Consider the following 22,160-nt stretch of genomic DNA (forward strand, 5'->3'; position numbering starts at 1 on the left):
CTAGTTGCGCACCATCTCACACGCGGATACGCGGTGGGTTGTTGTCCGTGACTTTGAATTTCAATGATTTCCAAAGCGTCCGGCTTCATCCGACCGTTCCGAGGTTTCGGCTTGCCGAGGCTTTTTTCGTCCGCGGAGGTCTATCGGAATGAAAAGGAAATCTACTCATGGCTATGCCTGAACTGTCTATGCGCGCCCTGCTCGAAGCCGGTGCGCACTTTGGTCACCAGACTCACCGCTGGAACCCGAAGATGGAGCGTTACCTCTTCGGTTCGCGTTCCAACATCCACATCATCGACCTGTCGCAAACCCTGCCGCTGTTGCATCAGGCCCTGCTGAAGGTGCGCGAAGTCGCCGCCAACGGCGGTCGCGTCCTGTTTGTCGGCACCAAGCGTCAGGCCGCCGGTCCGGTTGCCGTCGCGGCCAAGCGTTCGGCTCAGTATTATGTCAACCACCGCTGGCTCGGCGGCACGCTGACCAACTGGCGCACCATTTCGGGTTCGATCGCGCGTCTGCGTGAACTGGAACAGGTCATGGAAAACCCGGTTGGCCGTTCCAAGAAGGAACTGCTGACTCTGACGCGTGAGCGTGACAAGCTGGAACTGTCGCTGGGCGGCATCAAGGACATGGGCGGTATCCCCGACCTGATGTTCGTGATCGACACCAACAAGGAAGCGATCGCCATTCAGGAAGCCCGCAAGCTGAACATCCCGGTAATCGGCATCCTCGACTCGAACTCCGATCCGGACGGCATCACCTTCCCGGTTCCGGGCAATGACGACGCCGCGCGCGCTCTGCAACTGTATTGCGACCTGATCGCTGACGCCGTGCTCGATGGTCTGGCCGCGGGTCAGTCGGCTTCGGGTATCGACCTCGGTGCTTCGGAAGCCCCGATCGAGCCCGCGCTGATCGCCGAAGAAACCGGCGAAGCCTAATCTGCTCAGGATTACCGGCAACGGGGCCTGACCACTGGATTTGCGGATGCAAATTCAGGTCTTGATGAAAGATGCCGCTTCAACCGTTTGAAGCGGTGGTCAGGCTCCGCTGTTACGTATTTGTCATACCCTCGGGCTATTGAGCCGCCGAGGGTTAACTTTTTAGAGATTTATGGAGGAATTCCATGGCTGAGATCACCGCCGCTCTCGTTAAGGAACTGCGCGAAAAGTCCGGCGCCGGCATGATGGACTGCAAAAAGGCTCTGTCGGAAAACGACGGCAACGTCGAAGCCTCGATGGACTGGCTGCGTACCAAGGGCCTGTCGAAGGCTGCCAAGAAGGCTGATCGCGTCGCCGCCGAAGGTCTGGTGGCCGTGGCCTCTTCGGGCACCACCGCTGTGGCCGTTGAAGTCAACGCTGAAACCGACTTCGTGTCGCGCAACGAACTGTTCCAGAACCTGGCCCGCAATGCGGCTCAGGCCGGTCTCGAAGCTGCCGATGTCGAAGGCGTGCAGGCGGCTATCAACGACGAAATCACCAACCTGATCGCCAATATTGGTGAAAACATGGTGGCCCGTCGCATGGCCAAGCACAGCGTGTCGCAAGGCGTCGTGTCGTCCTACATCCACAACGCGATTGCGCCGAACCTGGGCCGTATCGCCGTTCTGGTGGCCGTTGAGTCCGCCGGCGACGCCGAAGCCCTGAACGACATGGGCCGCAAGATCGCCATGCACATCGCCGCTACCCAGCCGCTGTCGCTGTCGTCTGACGACCTCGATCCGGCCGCCGTCGAGCGTGAGCGCACCGTTCTGACCGAAAAGGCGCGCGAAGAAGGCAAGCCGGAAGCCATGATCTCCAAGATCGTTGACGGCCAGATCTCGAAGTTCCAGCGCGAAGTCGTGCTGCTTGAGCAGCCCTTCGTCATGAACCCGGATCAGACCGTGAAGCAACTGATCGCCGATACGGCCAAGGCGCTCGGCACCGACGTCACCGTGACCGGCTTCACCCGTCTCGCCCTCGGCGAAGGCGTGGAAAAGAAGGTCGATGACTTCGCTGCCGAAGTCGCCTCGATGATGAATCAAGGCTAATGCGGAAAAAGGGAACTCGGCCCGTGGCTTGATTTCCCGACCTATGCACGGTTTAAGGGCGCAGCATCGCAAGGTGTCTGCGCCCTTTGACTGTTCAAAGAGAGAAATCTCGGCTAGAGCAGGCGGCACTACGCCATTACCCCCATCTGATTCATCCGAAGGGCCTTCCATGTCTTCGTCCGACGTCCCCACCTATAAACGCATTCTCCTCAAGATCTCCGGTGAGGTCCTGATGGGCGAGCAGGGGTTCGGCATCGACATGAACACCGTCAAGGCGGTGGCCGAGGAAGTGGCCGAAGTGGCCGGCATGGGCGTCGAACTGTGTCTGGTGATCGGCGGGGGCAACATCTTCCGTGGTCTGTCCAAGGCGGCCGTGGGGATGGAACGCTCCTCGGCGGATTATATGGGGATGCTAGCGACGGTGATGAACGCCCTGGCCATGCAGAATGCGCTGGAAAAGCTGGGCGTCAGCACGCGCGTGCAGTCCGCCATTCAGATGAATGCCGTCTGTGAACCCTTTGTGCACCGTCGGGCGCAACGCCATCTGGAAAAAGGTCGCGTGGTGATCTTTGCGGCGGGTCTGGGCGCGCCGTATTTCACCACGGATACGGCAGCGGCCCTGCGCGCGGCGGAAATGCGTTGCGACGCCCTGTTCAAGGGCACGTCGGTCGATGGCGTCTATACGGCTGATCCTAAAAAGGACGCTACGGCGACACGCTACGATTCGCTGGACTATATGGAGGTTCTGTCGAAGGACCTGCGCGTCATGGATGCCTCGGCGGTGTCGCTGATGCGCGAAAACGGCATTCCGATCGTTGTCTTCTCGATCCGTGAACCGGGCGGCCTGCGCAAGGTCATCACGGGGCAGGGGGTACATACGGTCATTTCCGGGCAGGCCTGAACGCCTGTATGATAGTGTTCTAACGCGCGTCTTTCCGACGGGGTAACCCCTTCCGGAGAACGCTCCAATACAGAGATACCAAGATGAGCAAGCCTGATCTCAACAAGTACAAGGACCGCATGGACAAGTCCGTGACGGCGCTCAAGGACGATTTCGGCGGTCTGCGCACCGGCCGTGCCTCGGCGGGCCTGCTGGAAGGCATTACGGTCGATGCCTACGGCTCCGCCATGTCGATCCTGTCCTGCGCCGCCATTTCGGTGCCGGAACCGCGCATGATCAGCGTCAATGTCTGGGACAAGGGGCTGGTCGTGTCGGTCGAAAAGGCCATCCGTAATTCGGGTCTGGGGCTGAACCCGGTCACCGACGGTCAGACCCTGCGCGTGCCGATCCCGCCGCTGACTGAGGAACGCCGTAAGGAACTGGCCAAGATCGCCGGTAAGTACGCGGAAGAAAAGCGCGTGGCCGTGCGCAACGTGCGCCGTGACGCCAATGACGAGCTGAAGAAGGCCGAAAAGGACTCTCTGATCTCCGAAGACGAACAGAAGAAGATGACCACCGAGGTCCAGAAGTTCACCGACGAGGCTATCAAGCGCATCGACGAGATGCTGAAGGTCAAGGAAGCGGAGATCATGCAGGTCTAAGCCGCCTGCGACGTGCCCGGTTGATTCCCGCCGGGCCGTGATGTGTGTGTCGTTCATCTGTTTTCAGGAAAGCGTCCTTTATGCCCTCAGGGCCGGATCATATCGGTACAGGTGCCGCTCCGGTGCCGCTGCACGTCGCCATCATCATGGATGGCAACGGGCGCTGGGCCAAGGCGCGCCGTCAGATACGCACCTTCGGCCATAAGGCGGGTGTGGAGGCTTTGCGCAAAACGATCACGGCCGCGCCGCATCTGGGCGTGACGCATATGACGGTGTTTGCTTTCTCGACTGAAAACTGGCGGCGACCGGCGACCGAAGTGTCCGACCTGATGGGGCTGCTCAAGGCCTTTATCCGTTCTGATCTGGACCGTCTGGCGCGCGAAGGGGTCTGCGTCCGCATTATCGGCGACAGGGCGGGTCTGCCGCTTGATATCCGTGACTGCGTGGACGAAGCGCACCAGCGCACGCAACACAATAGCCGCTTCTTCCTTCAGGTCGCGCTCAATTACGGCGCGCAGGCCGATATTCTCGAAGCGGCCAAAACTTTTGCCCGGCAAGTGAAAGCGGGTGAGGCGGCGCTTGAGGACCTCACGGCGGAACGCTTTGGCGGGCTTTTGTCCACCTCAGGCTTGCCGCCGCTGGATCTGCTGATCCGCACGTCGGGGGAGCACCGGCTGTCGAACTTCCTGCTATGGGAAGCGGCCTACGCCGAGTTTGTGTTTCAGGACGTGTTGTGGCCGGACTATGACGGCGAGGCGCTGAAGGCGGCGCTGGAAGAATTCCGCCGGCGCGAGCGTCGCTTCGGCGCGGTTGAGGCCAGTGATGTCGCTTCCGTCTGACGCGAAACCGAAAAAATCCTCACGTGAACTTCTGTTTCGCATCGCCTCGGCGGCGGTGCTGATCCCGATTGTGTTGCTGATTATCGCCTATGGCAACTGGGCCTTTCTGCTGCTGCTCAGTGTCGGGGTGGCGTTGCTGGCGATTGAATGGGGGGCGATGGCGGCCCCTCAGTTGTCGAGCCGCATGGCCGTCGCCATCAGTCTGGCCATTCTGGGCGGGGTGTTTACCGTCTACCTGTTCAACATGCTGGCCGGACTGACGGTGCTGGCCTTAGGAGCCATCTGTGCGGGCTTTTATTTCCGCTACCTGAAAGGACCGCACCTCGATGCCGCCTACGGGGCCTTTTACATAGGCTGGCCGGCTCTGGTGCTGATCTGGCTGCGTGAGACGCATAACGGCGTCTATTGGGTATTTTTCGCCTTCCTGATCGCCTGGGCGGCGGACAGTGCCGCCTATCTGGTCGGTAAGCTGGTGGGCGGGCCCAAGCTGTGGCGCAAATATTCGCCCAACAAGACCTGGTCAGGCTTTGCCGGGGGCATGATCGCCGGCATGCTGACCGCCGGGACGCTGGCCGACCTCACCAAGCTCTTTCAGTCGAGCACGGCGGCGCTGATCGTCGGTTTGCTGGTGGCCTTTGCCACCATGGGCGGTGATCTGTGGGAGTCCATGCTCAAACGTCGCTATGGCGTCAAGGATTCCGGCACGCTGATCCCCGGCCACGGTGGCCTGCTGGACCGCGTGGACGGGCTAATGTTCGCTATCGTCGCCATCGGCGGTATCCGCTGGCTGGTCATGCTGGGGACCAAGCTATGAGGCGTATCTCCATTCTCGGTTCGACCGGCTCCATCGGCGTTTCAACGCTCAACCTGATCGAAGAAACGCTCACGCCCGGCGAAGACTACGAACTGGAAGCCCTCTGCGCCGGACGTAATTCGGCGCTACTGGCTGAGCAGGCGTTGAAATTCCGGCCGCGTGTGGCGGTCCTGTCCGATGCGTCGCAATGGGCCGATTTCAGCGAACGGATGAAGGGCTCGGGTATCGAGATCGCCTGCGGCCCTGAGGCCGTCGAAGCGGCTGCGGCGCGTCCGGTCGATTGGGTGATGGCGGCTATTGTCGGCATTGCGGGTCTGAGGCCCGTCTGGGCAGCGGCTGGGACGGGGGCCACGGTGGCTTTGGCCAACAAGGAAAGCCTTGTCTGTTGTGGCCGTTCACTGATCCTGCGCGCTGAGGCAGCGGGCGGGCGTATCCTGCCGGTCGATTCGGAGCACAATGCCATTTTTCAGGTCTTTGAAGAGGCCGAGCGCGCGCGTATCCGCCGCCTGATCCTCACCGCGTCGGGCGGGCCGTTCCGGGGCCGAAAGCGTCAGGACCTCGCCCACGTTACGCGCGAACAGGCGCTGAAACACCCTAACTGGTCGATGGGGGCCAAGATCACCATCGACAGCGCCTCTCTGGCCAATAAGGGGCTGGAGCTGATCGAGGCGGCCTATCTGTTCGACATGCCGTCCGCTCAGATCGACGTGATGATCCATCCGCAATCCGTTGTGCACAGCCTTGTCGAATATAGCGACGGTTCGACGCTGGCTCAGATGGGGCCGCCGGATATGCGGGTGCCGATTTCCTACTGCCTCGGCTGGCCGCAGCGCCATAGCTGGTCTGCGCCGCCGCTTGATCTGTGTGCGCTTTCGACCCTGACGTTTGAGCGGCCCGATACCGAGGCCTTCCCTATGCTCAGGCTTGCGCGTGAGGCACTGGAGGCCGGTGGGCTGATGCCGGTCGTCTATAATGCTGCCAACGAGGTGATGGTGCAGGCCTTCCTTGAGGGGCGCATCGGATTCCTCGACATTCCGGCAACGGTTGAAGCCGCCATGATGCGGGCGCAATCGCTGTCTATGGCTTTCGGTAATGATTTGCGCCATGATGTTGCGCACATTGAGCGTGTGGATGCCGACACGCGGTCACAACTGGCCGCTTCTGGCGCAAATGCACGCCAGACGGCGGGAACATAGGGGCAGGCCTGTTCGCAGGCATGACGGGATAAAGTACGGACGATAATGATCTTTTATATTCTGGCCATACCTCTTTTTCTGCTGGTGATCTCTTTGATCGTGACCTTTCACGAACTGGGACATTTCAGCGTCGCCCGCCTGTTTAAAACCAAGATCGAACGCTTCTCCGTTGGATTCGGGCCCGTCATTTGGTCCAAGCGCGACAAAAATGGCGTGCTGTGGTGCCTGAGCGCCCTGCCTTTGGGCGGCTATGTCAAGTTTTCGGGCGATGAACATGTGTCTTCCATGTCACCCGACGCCGAAGAATTGGAAAAGGCCCGCCGCACTATCCGTGAGCGCGAAGGGCCGGGGGCGGAAATGGCCTATTTCCACTTCAAGCCGGTGTGGCAGCGCTTTCTGATCGTGCTGGCTGGGCCGGTGGCCAATTTTGTGCTGGCTATTATCATTTTTGCCGCGGTCTTCATGATCGTGGGCAAGGGGATGGCGCCTGGAACCGTCATGGGCTTTTCCGAGCCCAACGGCCCCGGTGCCCGCTCAGGCCTCAAGGTCGGCGATCAGTTCGTCCGCATCGATGGCCGCGAGGTCAAGACCTCAGAAGACGTGATCATGCTGGTGCGGATGCGTGGCAACGAACCCACAGCCGTGGACGTGCGGCGTGACGGCGAGATTGTGCGCCTGACGGTTACGCCGGAGCGCCGTCTGATAGCCGAGGTATCGCAGCATGTACCGACCTATGCCGGCGTGCTGGCCGTGAGGATCGGCGATGGAGAGCCGCGCACGCCATGGCCCCACGAGGCCCTGTGGCTGGGGACGCAGAAAACGATCGGCGTCCTTGACACGACCCTGACCTATATTGGCCGTATTTTCACCGGAAAAGAAAACGGAGATCAGCTTTCGGGCATTATCGGCATGACCAAGGCGACGGGCGACCTGACCGCCGAAGTCGCCAGCGTCAAGGCGACGCCGGGGCAGATGGCTTTCAGTCTGCTGCTCACCCTGTTGCAGATGGCGGCCTTCGTCTCGGTCGGCATCGGGTTTGTGAACCTGTTGCCGATCCCGGTGCTCGATGGCGGGCATCTGGTCTTTTATACATACGAAGCCATTGCGCGGCGGCCGCTCAGCGCCACCGTGCAGGGCCTTGGATACAGATTTGGACTTGTGGCCTTGTTAGGTTTGATGTTGTTCGCTACATGGAATGACCTTAACCGTATCGGGTTTACCAAGTTTTTCGGGGGGCTGTTTTCATGACCGGCGCAGATCGGGATACATCTCCTGTCTTTTGCCTCCGTTCGTGACGGCCATACATATAAGCGGAACGAAACCTTTCCATGAATAGTCCTGCCTCCACCACTTCCAAGACACATGCTTGGACCGTCAGCGTCAGCCTGCTGGCGCTTCTGGCGGCCTCCGCTCCCGCTCTGGCGCAGGAAGCCCCGGCAAGCCCTGCCGCTCAGGCGGCGCCCGCGGCCCCCGCCCCACAGGTCGCTGTGATCGGGCGAATCAAGGTGGAAGGCAACGAACGTATCGATGCCGCCACCATCATCTCCTACCTGCCCGTTCAGGTGGGGCAGACGGTCAATGACCTTCTGATCGACCAGTCGGTGAAGACGCTTTACCGCACGGAACTGTTCTCCGACGTGCAGATCGTCATGAACGGCAACGAAATGGTCATCAGCGTCGTCGAAGCGCCGATCATCAATCAGGTGGTGTTTGAGGGTAACAGCGCCCTCTCCAAGGACAAGCTGCGCGATGAAGTGACGATCCGCCCGCGCGGCGTCTTCACCAAGGCCAAGGTGCAGGCCGACGTGCAGCGCATTATCGAACTGTATCGCCGCTCAGGCCGCATCTCGGCTACGGTGACGCCGAAGATCGTCGAGTTGCCGCAAAAGCGCGTCGATCTGATCTTTGAAATCGACGAAGGCGTGAAAACCGGCGTCGAGAACGTCAACTTCGTGGGCAACAAGGCCTTCTCGGATAACGAACTGGCGGGCGTCGTCGTCACCAAGAAGTCCCTGTGGTGGAAATTCTTCTCGTCGAACGACAACTATGATCCGGATCGTATGGATTACGACCGCGAACAGTTGAAGAAGTTCTACACCAACCGCGGCTATTACGACTTCCGCGTTGTGTCGGCCGTGGCTGAACTGACGCCGGACCGTAAGGACTTTGTCATCACCTACACGCTGGACGAAGGCGAAAAGTACAATTTCGGCCGCGTCGTGGTGAAGACCGAGAACGAGAAGCTGAACGGCGAAAACCTGCAACGCATGTTGCCGATCCAGCCGGGCCAGCTCTATGAAAGCGACCTGATCGAAAAATCAGTCGATGCCCTGACCTATGCGGCCGGGCAGGCGGGCTTCGCCTTCGTGGACGTGCGTCCGCGCGACGAAGGTAATCCGGAAACCAAGACGGTCGATGTGACCTTCAACGTGCGCGAAGGCGCGCGCGTCTATATCGACAAGATCGACATCGTCGGCAATGCCCGCACGCTCGATCGCGTTGTGCGCCGTGAAATGCTGGTGTCGGAAGGCGACGCCTATAACAAGGCCCTGATCGAACGCTCCAAGATGTTCGTCAATGCGCTGGGCTTCTTCAAGGACGTCGAAATCAAGGAAACACCGGGTTCAGCGCCTGACCGTACCAATATTCAGGTACAGGTCACCGAGCAACCGACCGGCGAACTGAGCTTCGGGGCGGGCTTCTCCTCCTATGAAAAGTTCATCCTCGACGTCGGTATCACCGAACGCAACTTCCGCGGCCGCGGTCAGAACGTGCGGGCGCGTGTGTCGCTGGGTTCGATCCAGAAGAATGTCGATCTGTCCTTCACCGAACCGCGCTTTATGGGCCGCGACGTCTCGGCGGGTATCGACCTGTTCTCCAGCTCGTACAACTATTCGGGCGTCAGCTATTCATCGAAGACCAACGGCGCGGGCCTGCGTCTGGGCTACAGCCTGAACGGCTATTCCATTCTACGTCTGCGCTATAACCTGCGCAGCGACGAACTGACCTATTCGGGTTCCTCGGAATGTGACGCCCTGCAATATAGCTGCGGCAACGGCGTGACCTCAAGTGTCGGTTACACCCTGTCGTTCGACCGGCGCAACGATTACGTCATGGCGACACGCGGCTGGCAGGCCATCCTGCGTCAGGATTTCGCCGGATTGGGCGGTGATACGCGCTATGTTCGCTCCGAGCTTGAAGGCCATTGGTATCATGGCTTCCGCAAGGATATGGTTCTGCACCTGCAAGGCATCGCCGGTAACATCACGCCCGTGGGCGGCGACGCCGTTCGCATCAATGACCGTTTCTTCAAGGGGGGCACCACTTTCCGCGGCTTTGAAAATGCCGGTATCGGTCCGCGCGACACCAACTCGACCTACGCACTGGGCGGTGAAACCTACGCCATCGGTACGGTCGAACTGGGTATTCCCAACGGTCTGCCCGAGCAGTACGGCCTCAAAACCGCTCTGTTTGTCGATTTCGGTACGCTCGGTGGCATCGATGACCGTCTGAAATATTGCAGCGCCGCTCAGGCGACGCTCGGTAACTGTACGGCCGGTAAACGTCTGGACTATATCAAGGATGACATGTCGCTGCGCGCTTCGGCGGGGGTGACCATCCGCTGGAAGTCGCCCATGGGGCCGATCCAGTTCGATATCAGCCAGATCCTGTCGCGCGAAGACTACGATAAGACCGAGACCTTCCGTTTCTCACAATCTACACAGTTTTAATTTATCCTCCCACAAGATCCACCGAACGAGTTTCCACGCTATGAAAAAGCAAATCCTTCTCACCGTCGCCGCTCTGTCGGCCACTGCTCTGACCTCGGTCGCTGTTGCCCAGACCCCGGCGCCCGCCGCGGCCCCGGCTCAGCCCCAAACCAAGCCGGGCCCGGTTATCGCCGGCGTCTGCGTCTATTCGAACGAAGCCGTGATGGCCAATGCCGCCGTTTCCAAGGCCGCCGCTCAGCGCCTGCAACAGATCAACCAGCAGGCCGAGGCCGAGCTTGAGCCCGATGCTCAGGCGCTCGAAAAAGAACGCGCTGGCCTCGCTGCTCAGCAAAAGACCCTGACTAAGGACAAGTTCGATCCTCTGGCTCAGGCCTTCATGGGTAAGGTCAAGGCCTTCCAGGACAAGGCGTTCATCGTCAATCAGGAACTGGGCCGGACCGAGCAGGACGCCAATGTGAAGGTGGCGCAACTGGTCGCCCCGGCGCTGTCGGCGACCTACGAAGGTAAGAACTGCGGCATGCTGGTTGACCGCAAGGCGGTTCTGTTCGCCAATCCGGCTATGGACATCACCGGTGACGTGATCAAGAAGCTCGACGATTCGAAGGCAGCGGTTGACATCAAGCGCGTCGTTCTGCCGGAAGCTGACCGTCAAAAGCTGCTGAAGGCCAAGGCCGAGCAGGACGCCCAGCAAGGCGGTTAAGTTTTGGGGCCGGTCTGGATGGCCCTGAAAACTTTGTAAACATTGAGTGAGCCTTGTCCGGCGAAATGTGCGCACGCATAGCTGGACAAGGCTCTGTTTTTTTGAGCTATATGCGACTTTTAGTCGTTTTCCTGTCGCCTGGTGAGGAGGATTCGCAGGGCATGCCCGATCAAAGATTCTTTGATGTTGCCTCCGAAATCGACCTTGATGACGTTCTCGGTCTGGCCTTTGCCACCGTGTCGTCGGGTGCAGACCTGACGGCACGTCGTGTAAACGGCTGCGCCCCCCTGTCGGTGGCGGGGCAGGGCGATGCCGCCTATTTCAGTGACCGTCGCTATCTCGAAAACCTGCGCCGCACGCGCGCCGGTTTTGCCTTCGTCCACGAAGCGGATATCGACCATGTGCCTGAGCAAACCCTGGCGCTTGTCACCCGCTCACCGCAGGCCTCGTGGTCACGACTGGCGGCAAAGCTGTACACACCCCGTCGCCACGAAGGGCCTCAGGCTATTCACCCCACCGCCCGCATCGAAGAGGGCGTGACATTGGGAGTAGGAGTCATTGTCGGTCAGGGGGCTGAGATCGGGCGCGGGTCGCACATCGAAGCCTACACGGTGATTGGTCCGGGGTGTCAGATTGGACGTAATTGTTACATCGGGGCGCACGCGACGATCTATTGCGCCCTGATCGGTGATGGCGTGCATCTGGCGTCGGGTGTGCGAATCGGCGAGGCTGGTTTTGGTGTTTCGGGCGATCACGAAGGCCTGATTGACGTGCCCCAACTGGGGCGTGTCATCCTTCAGGATCATGTCTCCATCGGTGCGGGAACCTGCGTTGATCGCGGGGCCTATGACGACACGGTCATCGGTGAGGCTTCAAAGATCGACAATATGGTTCAGATCGCCCATAACGTTAAACTTGGACGTAACGTCATCGTCGCGGCCCATTCCGGGCTTTCCGGTTCCGTTCAGGTGGGGGATGGAGCCATGTTCGGGGGGCGGGCGGGCGTGATCGACCATATTGATATCGGGGCCGGAGCCAAGGTGGCTGCGGGTGCGGTTGTGTTTAAAGACGTCCCTGCGGGACAGATGTGGTCGGGCTTCCCGGCCAAGCCGTCGCGGCAGTTTCTGCGCGAGACGGCCTGGCTGAGCAAGGCCGCCACCAAGGATAAGGGCTAAGAGCAGAATGACCACGGATCAAGGCGGCGAGGTGCCGGAAGGCGCGGCACCCGAAACCGGTATCGACATCAGCTATCAGGAAGTGATGAAGCGGATTCCGCATCGCTACCCGTTTCTGCTGATTGATCGCGGTGAAAACTGGATCAAGAACAAGAGCATGGTGGGCATCAAGAACGTCACGTTCAATGAGCCTTTCTTCAACGGCCATTTTCCTGAAAATCCGGTCATGCCGGGCGTCCTAATCATCGAGGCGCTGGGGCAAACCGGGGCCGTGCTGATGTCGAAGTCGCTGGACGTCTCCGTCGAAGGCAAGACCATCTTCTTCATGGGCGTCGATGGCGTGAAGTTCCGCAGCCCTGTGCGTCCCGGCGATCAGTTGCGGATGCACGTCGAAGTAACGCGTCACCGCGGGGATGTGTTCAAGTTCCGAGGCGAAGCTTTTGTAAACAAGAAAATCGTTTGCGAATGTGAATTCGCGGCCATGGTGGTCGAGACCCCGCAATGAGCATCCACCCGACGGCTATTATCCATGAAGGGGCGCAACTGGGCGAAGGCGTCAGCGTCGGCCCGTGGTGCATCGTAGGCCCGCAGGCCGTGCTGGGCGATCGCGTGACCCTGCAAGCCAGTGTCGTCATCGAAGGCCATACGGAAATCGGCGCCGACTGTTTCGTACATCCCTTTGCGGTTCTGGGCGGCTCACCCCAGCATCTGGCGCACAAGGGCGAAGATACCCGCCTTGTCGTCGGGGAACGCAATCAGATCCGCGAACACGTCACCATGCATACCGGCACGGTCAAGGGCGGGGGCGTAACGACCGTCGGTAATGACTGCCTGTTCATGGTCGGCAGCCACGTGGCCCACGACTGCGTCGTCGGTAATAATGTGGTGCTGGCCAACAATGCCTCTCTGGGCGGGCACGTGAAGGTCGGCGATTTCGTGTTTCTGGGCGGCCTGTGCGGCGTGCACCAGTTCGCGCGCATCGGCCGCTACAGCTTCGTCGGGGGTGCGGCCATGGTGACCAAGGACGTCATCCCCTACGGTTCGGTGTGGGGCAATCACGCGCGTCTGGAAGGCCTCAATCTGGTGGGGCTGAAGCGTCGCGGCTTCTCGCGCGATCTCATCCTGTCGCTGCGCACCGCCTATCGCATGATGTTCGCGCCGGAAGGCACGTTCCAAGAGCGTCTGGATGACGTGCTGGAAAACTTCAGCGACATCCCGCAGGTGGTTGAAATCGTTCAGTTCATTCGCGAAGACTCTAACCGTCCCATCTGCCTGCCGGTCGAGTGATGGAAAAGCTCGGCCTCATTGCCGGCGGCGGGCTGGTGCCGGTCGAAATCGCTCGTTACCTCAAACGCAGCGGGCGACCCTATTGCGTCATCCGGCTGGAAGGGCTGGCGGACGCAGAACTGACGGACCACCCCGGTCACGATATTGATGTCGGCCATTTCCAGAAAATCTTTGTGGCTCTGGCGCAGGAAGGCTGCCGTGCCGTGTGCATGGTCGGCTACGTCAAACGTCCGGACTTCGATGCCATGCAACGCGACGAAGGCGGGGCGGCGCACCTGCCGGGCATTCAGGCCGCCGGGCGCGGTGGCGACGACTCGCTCCTGCGGCAAGTTGCCAGAGTGTTTGAAAGCCAGGGCTATGCCATAGAAGGGGCGCACGAGGCCAATCCGGAACTGTGCCTCGAAGAGGGGCTTCAGGCCGGGGAGGCGCCGTCTCCGGAAGCGCGTGAGGATGTGGAAGAGGCCTTCCGCGTCGGGCATGCGCTTGGGGCGCTGGATATTGGTCAGGCGGCGGTCGTCGCCGGGCGGATCACGCTGGCGGTAGAGGCTCAGGAAGGCACGGACGCACTCCTGAAGCGCGTGGCGACCCTGTCGCCGGTACTGATCGGCACGCAGGGCCGGCGCAAGGGGGTGCTGGCCAAGGTGCCCAAACCGATACAGGATTTGCGGCTCGACATGCCGACCATCGGCGTGCAAACGGTCGAGGCGGCAGCGGCGGCGGGTCTTTGTGGAATTGTCGGGCAGGCGGGGGCGCTGCTCGTCGTAGACAAGGCGCGCGTCTATGCCCGCGCCGCCGAACTGGGACTTTTCATCTATGGACACGCCGCCCCCGCCCAAACCGACTAAGCTGATGCTGGTCGCCGCCGAAGCCTCCGGTGACATGCTTGGGGCCGGGCTGATGCGTGAATTGCAAAGGCAATCGCCCGTCCCGCTCACCTTTTGTGGTGTCGGCGGGCAGCGTATGGCCGAACTGGGCGTCAAGAGCCCGTTCGATATCTCCGAGCTTTCCATTCTGGGCCTGATCGAAGGGCTGAAAGCCTATAAGCGCGTGAAGCTGCGTGTCGCCGATACGGTGGCGCAGGCGCTCAAGGAAAAGCCCGATGCGGTGGTGCTGATCGACTCGTGGGGTTTTACGCTGCGCGTGGCGCACGGCATCCGCGCCGTCCTACCCGATGTGCCGCTGATCAAATATGTCGGGCCGCAGGTGTGGGCCACCCGCCCGGGGCGCGCCAAAACGCTGGCGCACAGCGTCGATCTCTTGCTGGCCCTGCACCCGATGGACGCGCCCTATTTCGAAAAGGAGGGGTTGAAGACCGTCGTGGTGGGCAATCCGGCCCTGAATGTCGATTTTAGCACCGCCGATCCCGACGGTCTGCGCTCCCGACTGGGCATAGGCGAGGCCCCCCTCCTGCTGGTCCTGCCAGGCAGCCGCCCCTCCGAAATCAAGCGCCTGATGCCGGTTTTCCGTGAGACGATCGAAACCTTGTCGCGCCAGCGTCCCGAACTGATCTTTGTCGTGCCGGTGGCCGACACGGTGCGCGATCAGGTGCGCGACGGGCTGGCGGGCGTGCAGGCCCCGCTGCACCTGATTGACAGCGAAACGGATAAGCTCTCGGCCATGCGCGCCGCGACCGTGGCCCTGGCCTGTTCGGGGACGGTGACGACCGAACTGGCTTTGGCCGGATGCCCGATGATCGTGGCCTATAAGGTCGAGCCCCTGACCTATTTCCTATTCAAACACATGTCGCCGCTTGCCCACGTTACCCTGTTCAACATCATGGCGGGCAAGGGGGTGGCCCCTGAATTTATCCAGCACGACTGTACAACGGCCAATCTGGTTGCCGCGCTTGGTCAGCGTCTGGACGATCCGGCCTTCTGCACCGCCCAGACTGAGGCCCAGTACGCCGCCCTCGACCTGATGGGCCGCGGTCAGCCGGCCCCGGCCATTCGCGCCGCCGAAGCCGTCTTGCAGCACCTGAACCTGACAGAGATGTGAGGAGAGGGGTGCCTAGAGCAGGATGATTTTAGATGGAAGCATCATCCCGCTCTAAACTTCTGTTTTGTCGCGCAATTTTTCCAAAAAGTGGTATCCACTTTATCGGATTGCGCTCGAGATACCCCTTGCCCCGTACCGATTCTCGCCCAATTCTGCGGTTATTACGTCCAGCTTTGATATTCCCGTGATCCGTTCGGGCGTTAACCCAGGCTTAAGATGTCGGTAGCACATCCTTTACCATGACCCGATTTTCGTATCCTTTGGGGGGTATGACGCGCCGTGCGGCGGTGGCCTTGAGTCTGGCGGCTCTGGGCGGTAGCGTTTTGCGCCCCCAACCGTCTATGCAAGGCACGCCCGCCGGTATGGGTGACGCACCTGCGCTGAAAGACTGGCCAACGCTGGACGCGCTGGCGCAAAGCCTGATCGACACCCGCCTGACACCGGGACTGAGCCTCAGCGTGATGCATAAGGGCGTCATGCTCTATTCCAAAGGTTTTGGGCAGTCGGATATCGACAGTGCGGTCTCGATCACACCCCAGACGAGCCTGCGCATCGCCTCGATCACCAAACAATTCACCGCTGTGGCCATTCTCCTGCTGGCCGAACAGGGGCAGTTGAATGTCCATGATCCGCTATCGAAATTCCTGCCGGATTTCCCGCGCGCCGCTGAGGTCAGCCTGCACCAGCTGATGAGCCACACCTCCGGCATAGGCGACTATATCAACCGTCAGGACCACAGCATTCTGGACGCAGCCCGTACCCGCGATTACAGCAGCGATGACATTCTCAAGCTGATCCGTGCGGGCAAGCCGCTCTATCGCTTTGCACCGGGCATGGGCTGGGCCTATTCCAATTCCGGCTTTACGCTGCTGTCGTCGATCGTTGAGCGTTTATCGGGTCAGAGCTTTGCCGATTTTTGCCGCAAGCATCTGTTCGAGCGCGCGGGCATGGCCAATACGACCATCGACCAGAGCTGTGAGGTCACCAATGCCGTGACGCGTGGCTATACGCCGACGCGTGGTGGCTTTTTGCCCAACCTGCCCGTATCGCCGACCTTCCTGCGTGGGGCCGGGGCCATCCGTTCGACGACCGAAGACCTCTGTCGCTGGCACGCGGCGTTGCTCAATCATCAGATCATCAAGCCTTACAGTGTTGAAGCCATGATGACACCGGCCCTGCTGAAAAATGGCAAGCCGGCTTGGGAGCGACAGGGCAATGAGCCCCTGAACTATGGGTTTGGTGTCGGGCTGGGTGTCACCGAAGATAGCCGCCGCTACTGCACACACGGCGGGCGGATCAACGGCTTCACCGGCCATCTGCGCAGCTTTATCGACGAGCAGCTGACGCTGGCCATCCTCTATAATTGCGATGGCGGCGGGTCAGCGCAATTTAGCGCCGCTCAAAAGGCCCTGCGGCTGGAGGCTTCGCGTCTGGGGATCGAGGCCGCCACCCAGGTCTGACTCAGGTTCCTGTTATCCGCTCAGAACTCTGATAAAACACAAAAAAGCCCGCCATTTCCGGCGGGCTTTTCTACTTTAAGCAAGGGATTTAGCCGCGTTGCGACAGCGGCACGAAGTCGCGTTGCGTTGCGCCGGTATAGAGCTGACGCGGACGGCCGATCTTCTGACCCGGATCTTCGATCATTTCCTTCCACTGAGCGATCCAGCCCACGGTGCGCGCCAGAGCGAACAGCACGGTGAACATGGTGGTCGGGAAGCCCATGGCCGACAGGGTGATGCCGGAATAGAAATCGACGTTCGGGAACAGTTTGCGCTCGATGAAGAATTCGTCCTTCAGGGCGACGGCTTCCAGTTCCTTGGCGACCTGGAACAGCGGGTCGTTTTCGCGGCCCGTGGCGGCCAGAACTTCGTAGGCCGAGGTCTGCATGACCTTGGCGCGCGGATCGTAGTTCTTGTACACGCGGTGACCGAAGCCCATCAGCTTGTAACGACGGTCCTTCACGCCGGCGATGAATTCCGGAATCTTTTCCGGCGTGCCGATTTCGCGCAGCATGTTCAGTGCTTCCTCGTTGGCCCCACCGTGCGAGGGACCCCACAGGCAGGCGATGCCGGCGGCGATACAGGCGAACGGGTTGGCACCCGACGAACCGGCGAGACGAACCGTCGAGGTCGAGGCGTTCTGTTCGTGGTCGGCGTGCAGGATGAAGATGCGGTCCATGGCGCGGACCAGAGCCGGATCAACCACATAGTCTTCGGCCGGAACGGCGAAGCACATGCGCAGGAAGTTTTCGGCGTAGGACAGATTGTTCTTCGGGTGCACGAAGGGCTGACCGACGCTATATTTGAAGGCGCGCGCGGCGATGGTCGGCATCTTGGCGATCAGGCGGTGCGCCGAGATTTCGCGCTGCTGCGCGTCATGGATGTCGAGGCTGTCATGATAGAAGGCCGACAGGGCACCAACCGCACCGGTCATAATCGCCATCGGGTGCGCGTCGCGGCGGAAACCATCGAAGAACCGGTCGAACTGCGCGTGCAGCATGGTGTGGCGCGTGATGGTGCTTTCGAACTTTTCATACTCAGCGGCCGACGGCAGTTCGCCGTGCAGCAGCAGGTAGCAGGTTTCGAGGAAGTTCGACTGCGAGGCCAGCTGATCAATCGGGTAGCCGCGGTGCAGCAGCACGCCCTGATCACCGTCGATATAGGTGATCTTCGATTCGCACGACGCCGTGGAGGTAAAGCCCGGATCGTAGGTGAAGGCATCGGACTGCGCATAGAGCTTACGAATGTCGATCACGTCTGGGCCGAGCGAGCCCTTCAGGATCGGCAGATCTATGACCTTGTCGCCTACGGTGACTTTGGCGGGAGGTGTCTGGGTCATGACGTGCTTACCTCTTATCTTTGTGTGCAATGCAAACGGCATTTTCGTTGCACCTGCTATATAAAGTGCAAACCTAAATGAAAAGAGCCTCTTTCATCAGTCCCGGCGCGACAGTGAGGCGACAAGGCGTCGGGTGGCATGGATTGACGCTTTCGTCAGCCTTTTCACGGGGGTGTCGGGGGCGTGGAGGCAGATTAAAAATTTCAGTATATATATGATTTTAAACGTATTTCGTATTCATAAGTTCAGGGGGCATAGGGTTTCAACTTGTCTGACTTAACAATTTTTTGTGAACCCTGACACCACGCGATTTTAGTCGTAGTGTCTCTTCCATGCGCATCATTTTATCGCTGGTGAAAATTATTTTCATAAGCAGAGGCGATTTCCGCACCTCTCTTGCCTCCCGCGCAAGGGCGTGTTTTGTAAGTCAGGGATGTGTTCAGCAAAGACGAGGGGTGGGGGATTGCAGCGGCTTCGCGTCTGGCTTTCGCACGTCAGGTCTGTCGATTGGGCGCAGAGTTTGCAACACTCGCTTGCCCAGCAGACCGGTCGTCTGGTGCTTTGGTTGCCTGTGGCTCTGGGCGCGGGATGCGCTGTCTATTTGAGCCTGCGTTTTGAGCCGCTCTGGCTGTGGATTTTACCGGGAATCGGCGTTGCGGGGGGGATCTATGCCCTGTCCTGCTGGCGGCAATGGCCGTCTGTCGTTCGCCACGGCCTTCTGTTCGTCGTGATGTTCACGCTGGGTGTGGGTTTGTGCAAACTGCGCACCGAGCGCGTGCAGGCCCCCGTGCTGGTGTCCCAGCAAACGCAATTCCATCTCGATGCGGTGGTTATTGATATAGTCGGGACCGACAGTTCGGAACCCAAACTGTTGCTGGCGCCGTTGAAACTGTCAGCCGTAGCGCCGGAACAGACGCCTATCCGCGTGCGTCTCAGCCTGCGCACCCTGCCGCCGGATCTGGCCCCCGGTCAGGCCATCTCTGTGTTCGCCATCCTCCATCCACCGCCGGGGCCGAGTATTCCGGGCGGCTACGACTATGCACGCACGGCCTGGTTCGATGCGGTCGGAGCCGTGGGGTTTGCGCCTGGCCGCATTCGAACCTTGGAGACGCCCCCCTTACCCGCGCGACTGCAACGGATCGTAGCGCTCAATCACCTGCGCTGGGAGGTGACGAAGCGTCTGATGACACAGGTTCAGGATAGCCGCATGGGCGGATTTGCCGCCGCCATGGTGACAGGGCATCAGGCCTTTCTGGCCCCTGACCTTGTTGAAGACATGCGCGATTCGGGATTGGCGCACATACTGTCTATTTCTGGTCTGCACATGGCGATTGTGGGTGGATTTGCCTTCTTCGCCTGCCGGGGTCTGCTGGCCCTGAGTCCACCGATCGCGCTGAGATATCCGATCAAGAAATGGGCTGCGGTATTAGGGATAATAGCGGTGGCGCTTTATCTGGCGTTGTCGGGCGCACCGGCTCCGGCCATCCGCGCCGCCGTTGTTGCGTGGGTCGCCTTTGGTGCCATTTTGTTTGATCGCCGCGCATTGAGTTTACGTGCCCTGGCCATTGCGGCCATCATCGTATTGTTGCTAATGCCCGAAGCCGTACTGGAACCGGGCTTTCAGATGTCGTTTTGCGCCACGGCGGCGCTTCTGGCCTTGGCCGAAGTGTCGCGCAATCCTGTGCGCGAACTCGACGTGCCGTGGTGGGTGCGCGGCTGGCAGGGCTTGTGGCACGGACTGAAGGTCTCGGTGCTGGCTTCAACGGTGGCCGGGTTGGCCACCACCCCGTTCGGCGTCTTCTATTTCAGCCGCGCTCAGATGTATGGCCTGCTCAGCAATCTGCTCGAAGCCCCCATAACCGGCTTTATCGTTATGCCGGCTCTGGCTCTTGGCACCGTGCTGAGTGCCACCCCTTTGGGGACAGCCGTTCTGTGGGTGGCGCAGCAGGGCCTGTCTGTAATCGCAGCCATCGCAGGCTTTGTGGCAGATTTGCCCGGTGCGGTGTTGACGGTGGCGGCCCCGGCCAATCTGGCTCTGGTCCTGTCTACAACTGGAGTCTTGTGGATGTGTCTGATTCGCGGTCGGGCGCGTTGGATCGGGCTACTGGCGGCTCTGGCCGTCATCTACTGGCCGCGCGAGACAGCACCGGATATCTGGCTGGAGGCCGAAGGCAGCAATGCGGCGATCCGCGTCAAAAACACGGCCTATAGTCTGCGTCCCACTGTGCGCCAGTATGGCTATCAACTCTGGCTGAAACACTACGCGCTGAGCGACGCCCCTGTGAGGGTCCCGCAAGACTATGTGTGCAAAAGCTATGTTTGTCTGCCCAAGGCCAACGCGCCTTACCGCGTCGGTTTCGCCTTTGGTCGCAAGGCCCCCAAAGCAGAACGGCTAGAGGCCCTGTGCCAATCCGCCGATCTGGTCGTCCTGCGATCTCAGGTAACCGAATGGCCAGCCAACTGCGCCGGGGTCAACCGCATTATCGCCTCAGACTTCGAGCGCTTGGGGGCTATGGAACTGACGCGATCAGGTTCGAAACACTGGCGCATTAAAGCCGCCAAACCTTTGAGAGGTCAGAGGTCATGGGTACATTAGAGCCTCATGCCGAAAAGTGGACACCACTTTTCGGAAAAAAACATGAGGCGTTAGAAATAATTAGAGCCATTCGGCGGCTCAACTGAGCCGACGAAGGCTCTAGGCCCGCCGTTCGGTCTTCCGCATCTGTCTGCCCCGATCCCGCTTCGCGTGACGGTCTGGACCTGTGCTGACGGGCACCTTTAATAGCCAGACGCAGAGGCCGCGCGATCTTGTAGCTTACCCAGAGTCTGACCCGGTGCGGAAACGCTCGGATGTGGCTGAGAACCTGACTCAGCATGAGAATGGCCGCAATTTCGGCATAGAGGGCGGTATCTGCGGCGACCAGGAACACGACCTCAGCCGGAAACGCCGGAGCGAAGGAGACAACCGTGGCGACAAACGCCACTGCGAACACCACTTTCGACCATGTCAGCGTGTTAAGCCACATGGCCAGACGGTCGATCAGAAGACCTTTGAGGTAGCGACCAATCCAGGTTTCCGGAAATAAAATGGCAACGCCATAGGCCATGAGTATCGCATAAAGAACGGAAAACCCCATATCATCCTCCACGAGAGCGATATGGGGTGCAGCCGTCGCTAAACAAGACGCGTTTTAGTGATACCGGCGCATCAGGCCGACCAGCTTGCCTTGAACGGCCACTTCGTCGGCATTGTAGATGCGGGTCTTATAGGCCGGATTGGCCGCCTCAAGGGCAATAGACGCGCCCTTCTTGCGCAGGCGCTTCAGGGTGGCCGTGTCGCCATCGACCAGAGCCACGACGATTTCGCCAGACTGTGCCGAGTCCGACTTCTTGATAATCACATAATCACCGTCGAGAATACCGGCATTGATCATCGAATCTCCTTCGATTTCCAGCAGATAGTGCTCACCCGACCCCACGAAGATTTCCGGCACGCGGATACGGTCGCGTTCTGCCCCCAATGCCTCGATTGGCACACCGGCGGCAATCTTGCCCAGCAGCGGCAGTTCGCGGCCTTCGTCATTGACGGGTTTGGACGCCGGGGCCGGGGCGGCGGGTCGGGTGCCTTCTACTACCTGAGGTACAAAGGCCTGACGCCCGCGCGGCGGAGCGGCGGTCGTGGCCTGATCCGGTAGCTTGATGACCTCAAGAGCACGTGCACGGTGCGCAAGGCGACGGATAAAGCCGCGTTCCTCAAGGGCCGTGATCAGCCGATGAATTCCCGACTTCGACGCCAGATCCAGCGCCTCCTTCATCTCATCAAAGGACGGAGACACCCCCGTTTCCTTGATGCGTTCATGAATGAACATCAGAAGTTCGCGTTGTTTGGTCGTCAGCATAGGTCCACCCGCTGCAAAAGTTTGTCCCCGGACATGGCAATATTTAGCGCATGAATGGTGAACAAGTCATGAACTTGTGCAAAGTGTTCTGTATGCGTTCTTGAGTCTTGTCAAGCGGGCG

At 60.2% G+C, this 22,160-nt stretch carries 20 protein-coding genes; 17 read left to right on the forward strand and 3 right to left on the reverse strand.

The window, feature by feature from the left end; all coding sequences use genetic code 11:
* The first annotated feature begins 167 nt into the window (after positions 1–167).
* The 16 genes from rpsB (at position 168) to Q0072_RS03250 (ending at position 16,762) form a co-directional block, all read left to right on the forward strand.
* On the forward strand, positions 168–935 hold the full coding sequence (gene rpsB / locus Q0072_RS03175; protein WP_013480305.1) for a 30S ribosomal protein S2: 768 nt from the start codon (positions 168–170) through the stop codon (positions 933–935).
* 185 nt (positions 936–1,120) lie between these two features.
* Positions 1,121–2,023, forward strand: a complete 903-nt coding sequence (gene tsf, locus Q0072_RS03180) for a translation elongation factor Ts (protein ID WP_298325628.1) — start codon at positions 1,121–1,123, stop codon at positions 2,021–2,023.
* A 169-nt stretch (positions 2,024–2,192) separates the two neighbouring features.
* Positions 2,193–2,924 carry a UMP kinase gene (gene pyrH / locus Q0072_RS03185; protein ID WP_298325630.1) on the forward strand — a complete coding sequence of 244 codons (732 nt, stop codon included), beginning with the start codon at positions 2,193–2,195 and terminating at the stop codon, positions 2,922–2,924.
* An 83-nt stretch (positions 2,925–3,007) separates the two neighbouring features.
* Positions 3,008–3,565, forward strand: a complete 558-nt coding sequence (gene frr / locus Q0072_RS03190) for a ribosome recycling factor (RefSeq protein ID WP_013480308.1) — start codon at positions 3,008–3,010, stop codon at positions 3,563–3,565.
* Between the two features lie 80 nt (positions 3,566–3,645).
* A complete protein-coding gene (gene uppS / locus Q0072_RS03195) occupies positions 3,646–4,404 on the forward strand; it encodes a polyprenyl diphosphate synthase (protein WP_298325631.1) in 759 nt (252 codons plus the stop codon).
* Complete coding sequence (locus Q0072_RS03200) at positions 4,388–5,218, forward strand: CDP-archaeol synthase (protein WP_298325632.1); 831 nt, start codon at positions 4,388–4,390, stop codon at positions 5,216–5,218. Before uppS ends, Q0072_RS03200 begins: the two co-directional genes overlap by 17 nt.
* The gene (gene dxr, locus Q0072_RS03205; RefSeq protein WP_298325633.1) at positions 5,215–6,414 is read left to right on the forward strand and encodes a 1-deoxy-D-xylulose-5-phosphate reductoisomerase; all 1,200 of its coding nucleotides are present in this window, start codon (positions 5,215–5,217) and stop codon (positions 6,412–6,414) included. The genes Q0072_RS03200 and dxr overlap by 4 nt, the downstream gene beginning before the upstream one ends.
* Before the next feature lie 45 nt (positions 6,415–6,459).
* Entirely contained in the window at positions 6,460–7,662 is a 1,203-nt protein-coding gene (locus Q0072_RS03210) for an RIP metalloprotease (protein ID WP_298325635.1), read from the forward strand.
* Positions 7,663–7,742: 80 nt separating this feature from the next.
* Complete coding sequence (bamA, locus tag Q0072_RS03215) at positions 7,743–10,145, forward strand: outer membrane protein assembly factor BamA (RefSeq protein WP_298325637.1); 2,403 nt, start codon at positions 7,743–7,745, stop codon at positions 10,143–10,145.
* Between the two features lie 40 nt (positions 10,146–10,185).
* Complete coding sequence (locus tag Q0072_RS03220; RefSeq protein ID WP_298325639.1) at positions 10,186–10,845, forward strand: OmpH family outer membrane protein; 660 nt, start codon at positions 10,186–10,188, stop codon at positions 10,843–10,845.
* A 161-nt stretch (positions 10,846–11,006) separates the two neighbouring features.
* Positions 11,007–12,020, forward strand: coding sequence for a UDP-3-O-(3-hydroxymyristoyl)glucosamine N-acyltransferase (gene lpxD / locus Q0072_RS03225; RefSeq protein ID WP_298325641.1), 1,014 nt, complete (start codon positions 11,007–11,009; stop codon positions 12,018–12,020).
* An 85-nt stretch (positions 12,021–12,105) separates the two neighbouring features.
* The gene (gene fabZ / locus Q0072_RS03230) at positions 12,106–12,525 is read left to right on the forward strand and encodes a 3-hydroxyacyl-ACP dehydratase FabZ (RefSeq protein ID WP_298325668.1); all 420 of its coding nucleotides are present in this window, start codon (positions 12,106–12,108) and stop codon (positions 12,523–12,525) included.
* Complete coding sequence (gene lpxA / locus Q0072_RS03235; RefSeq protein ID WP_298325642.1) at positions 12,522–13,307, forward strand: acyl-ACP--UDP-N-acetylglucosamine O-acyltransferase; 786 nt, start codon at positions 12,522–12,524, stop codon at positions 13,305–13,307. The genes fabZ and lpxA overlap by 4 nt, the downstream gene beginning before the upstream one ends.
* Entirely contained in the window at positions 13,307–14,152 is an 846-nt protein-coding gene (gene lpxI / locus Q0072_RS03240; RefSeq protein WP_298325644.1) for a UDP-2,3-diacylglucosamine diphosphatase LpxI, read from the forward strand. Before lpxA ends, lpxI begins: the two co-directional genes overlap by 1 nt.
* On the forward strand, positions 14,121–15,302 hold the full coding sequence (gene lpxB / locus Q0072_RS03245) for a lipid-A-disaccharide synthase (protein ID WP_298325647.1): 1,182 nt from the start codon (positions 14,121–14,123) through the stop codon (positions 15,300–15,302). Before lpxI ends, lpxB begins: the two co-directional genes overlap by 32 nt.
* Positions 15,303–15,571: 269 nt before the next feature.
* Positions 15,572–16,762, forward strand: coding sequence for a serine hydrolase (locus Q0072_RS03250; protein ID WP_298325650.1), 1,191 nt, complete (start codon positions 15,572–15,574; stop codon positions 16,760–16,762).
* A gap of 88 nt (positions 16,763–16,850) precedes the next feature.
* Here the strand turns inward: Q0072_RS03250 and gltA are convergent, their stop codons facing one another.
* On the reverse strand, positions 16,851–18,140 hold the full coding sequence (gene gltA / locus Q0072_RS03255) for a citrate synthase (protein ID WP_298325652.1): 1,290 nt from the start codon (positions 18,138–18,140) through the stop codon (positions 16,851–16,853).
* Between the two features lie 520 nt (positions 18,141–18,660).
* On the opposite strand from gltA, the gene Q0072_RS03260 reads away from it, so the two are divergent.
* Positions 18,661–20,736, forward strand: a complete 2,076-nt coding sequence (locus Q0072_RS03260) for a ComEC/Rec2 family competence protein (RefSeq protein WP_298325654.1) — start codon at positions 18,661–18,663, stop codon at positions 20,734–20,736.
* A gap of 4 nt (positions 20,737–20,740) precedes the next feature.
* On the opposite strand, the gene Q0072_RS03265 is transcribed toward Q0072_RS03260, so the two are convergent.
* Positions 20,741–21,277 (reverse strand): hypothetical protein, encoded by a 537-nt coding sequence (locus Q0072_RS03265; protein WP_298325656.1) that lies wholly within the window; start codon positions 21,275–21,277, stop codon positions 20,741–20,743.
* Between the two features lie 54 nt (positions 21,278–21,331).
* On the reverse strand, positions 21,332–22,039 hold the full coding sequence (gene lexA / locus Q0072_RS03270) for a transcriptional repressor LexA (RefSeq protein WP_298325659.1): 708 nt from the start codon (positions 22,037–22,039) through the stop codon (positions 21,332–21,334).
* Between the last annotated feature and the right edge of the window lie 121 nt (positions 22,040–22,160).

The sequence above is a fragment of the Asticcacaulis sp. genome, from assembly GCF_027484505.1.
In the GTDB taxonomy this organism is placed as follows: domain Bacteria; phylum Pseudomonadota; class Alphaproteobacteria; order Caulobacterales; family Caulobacteraceae; genus Asticcacaulis.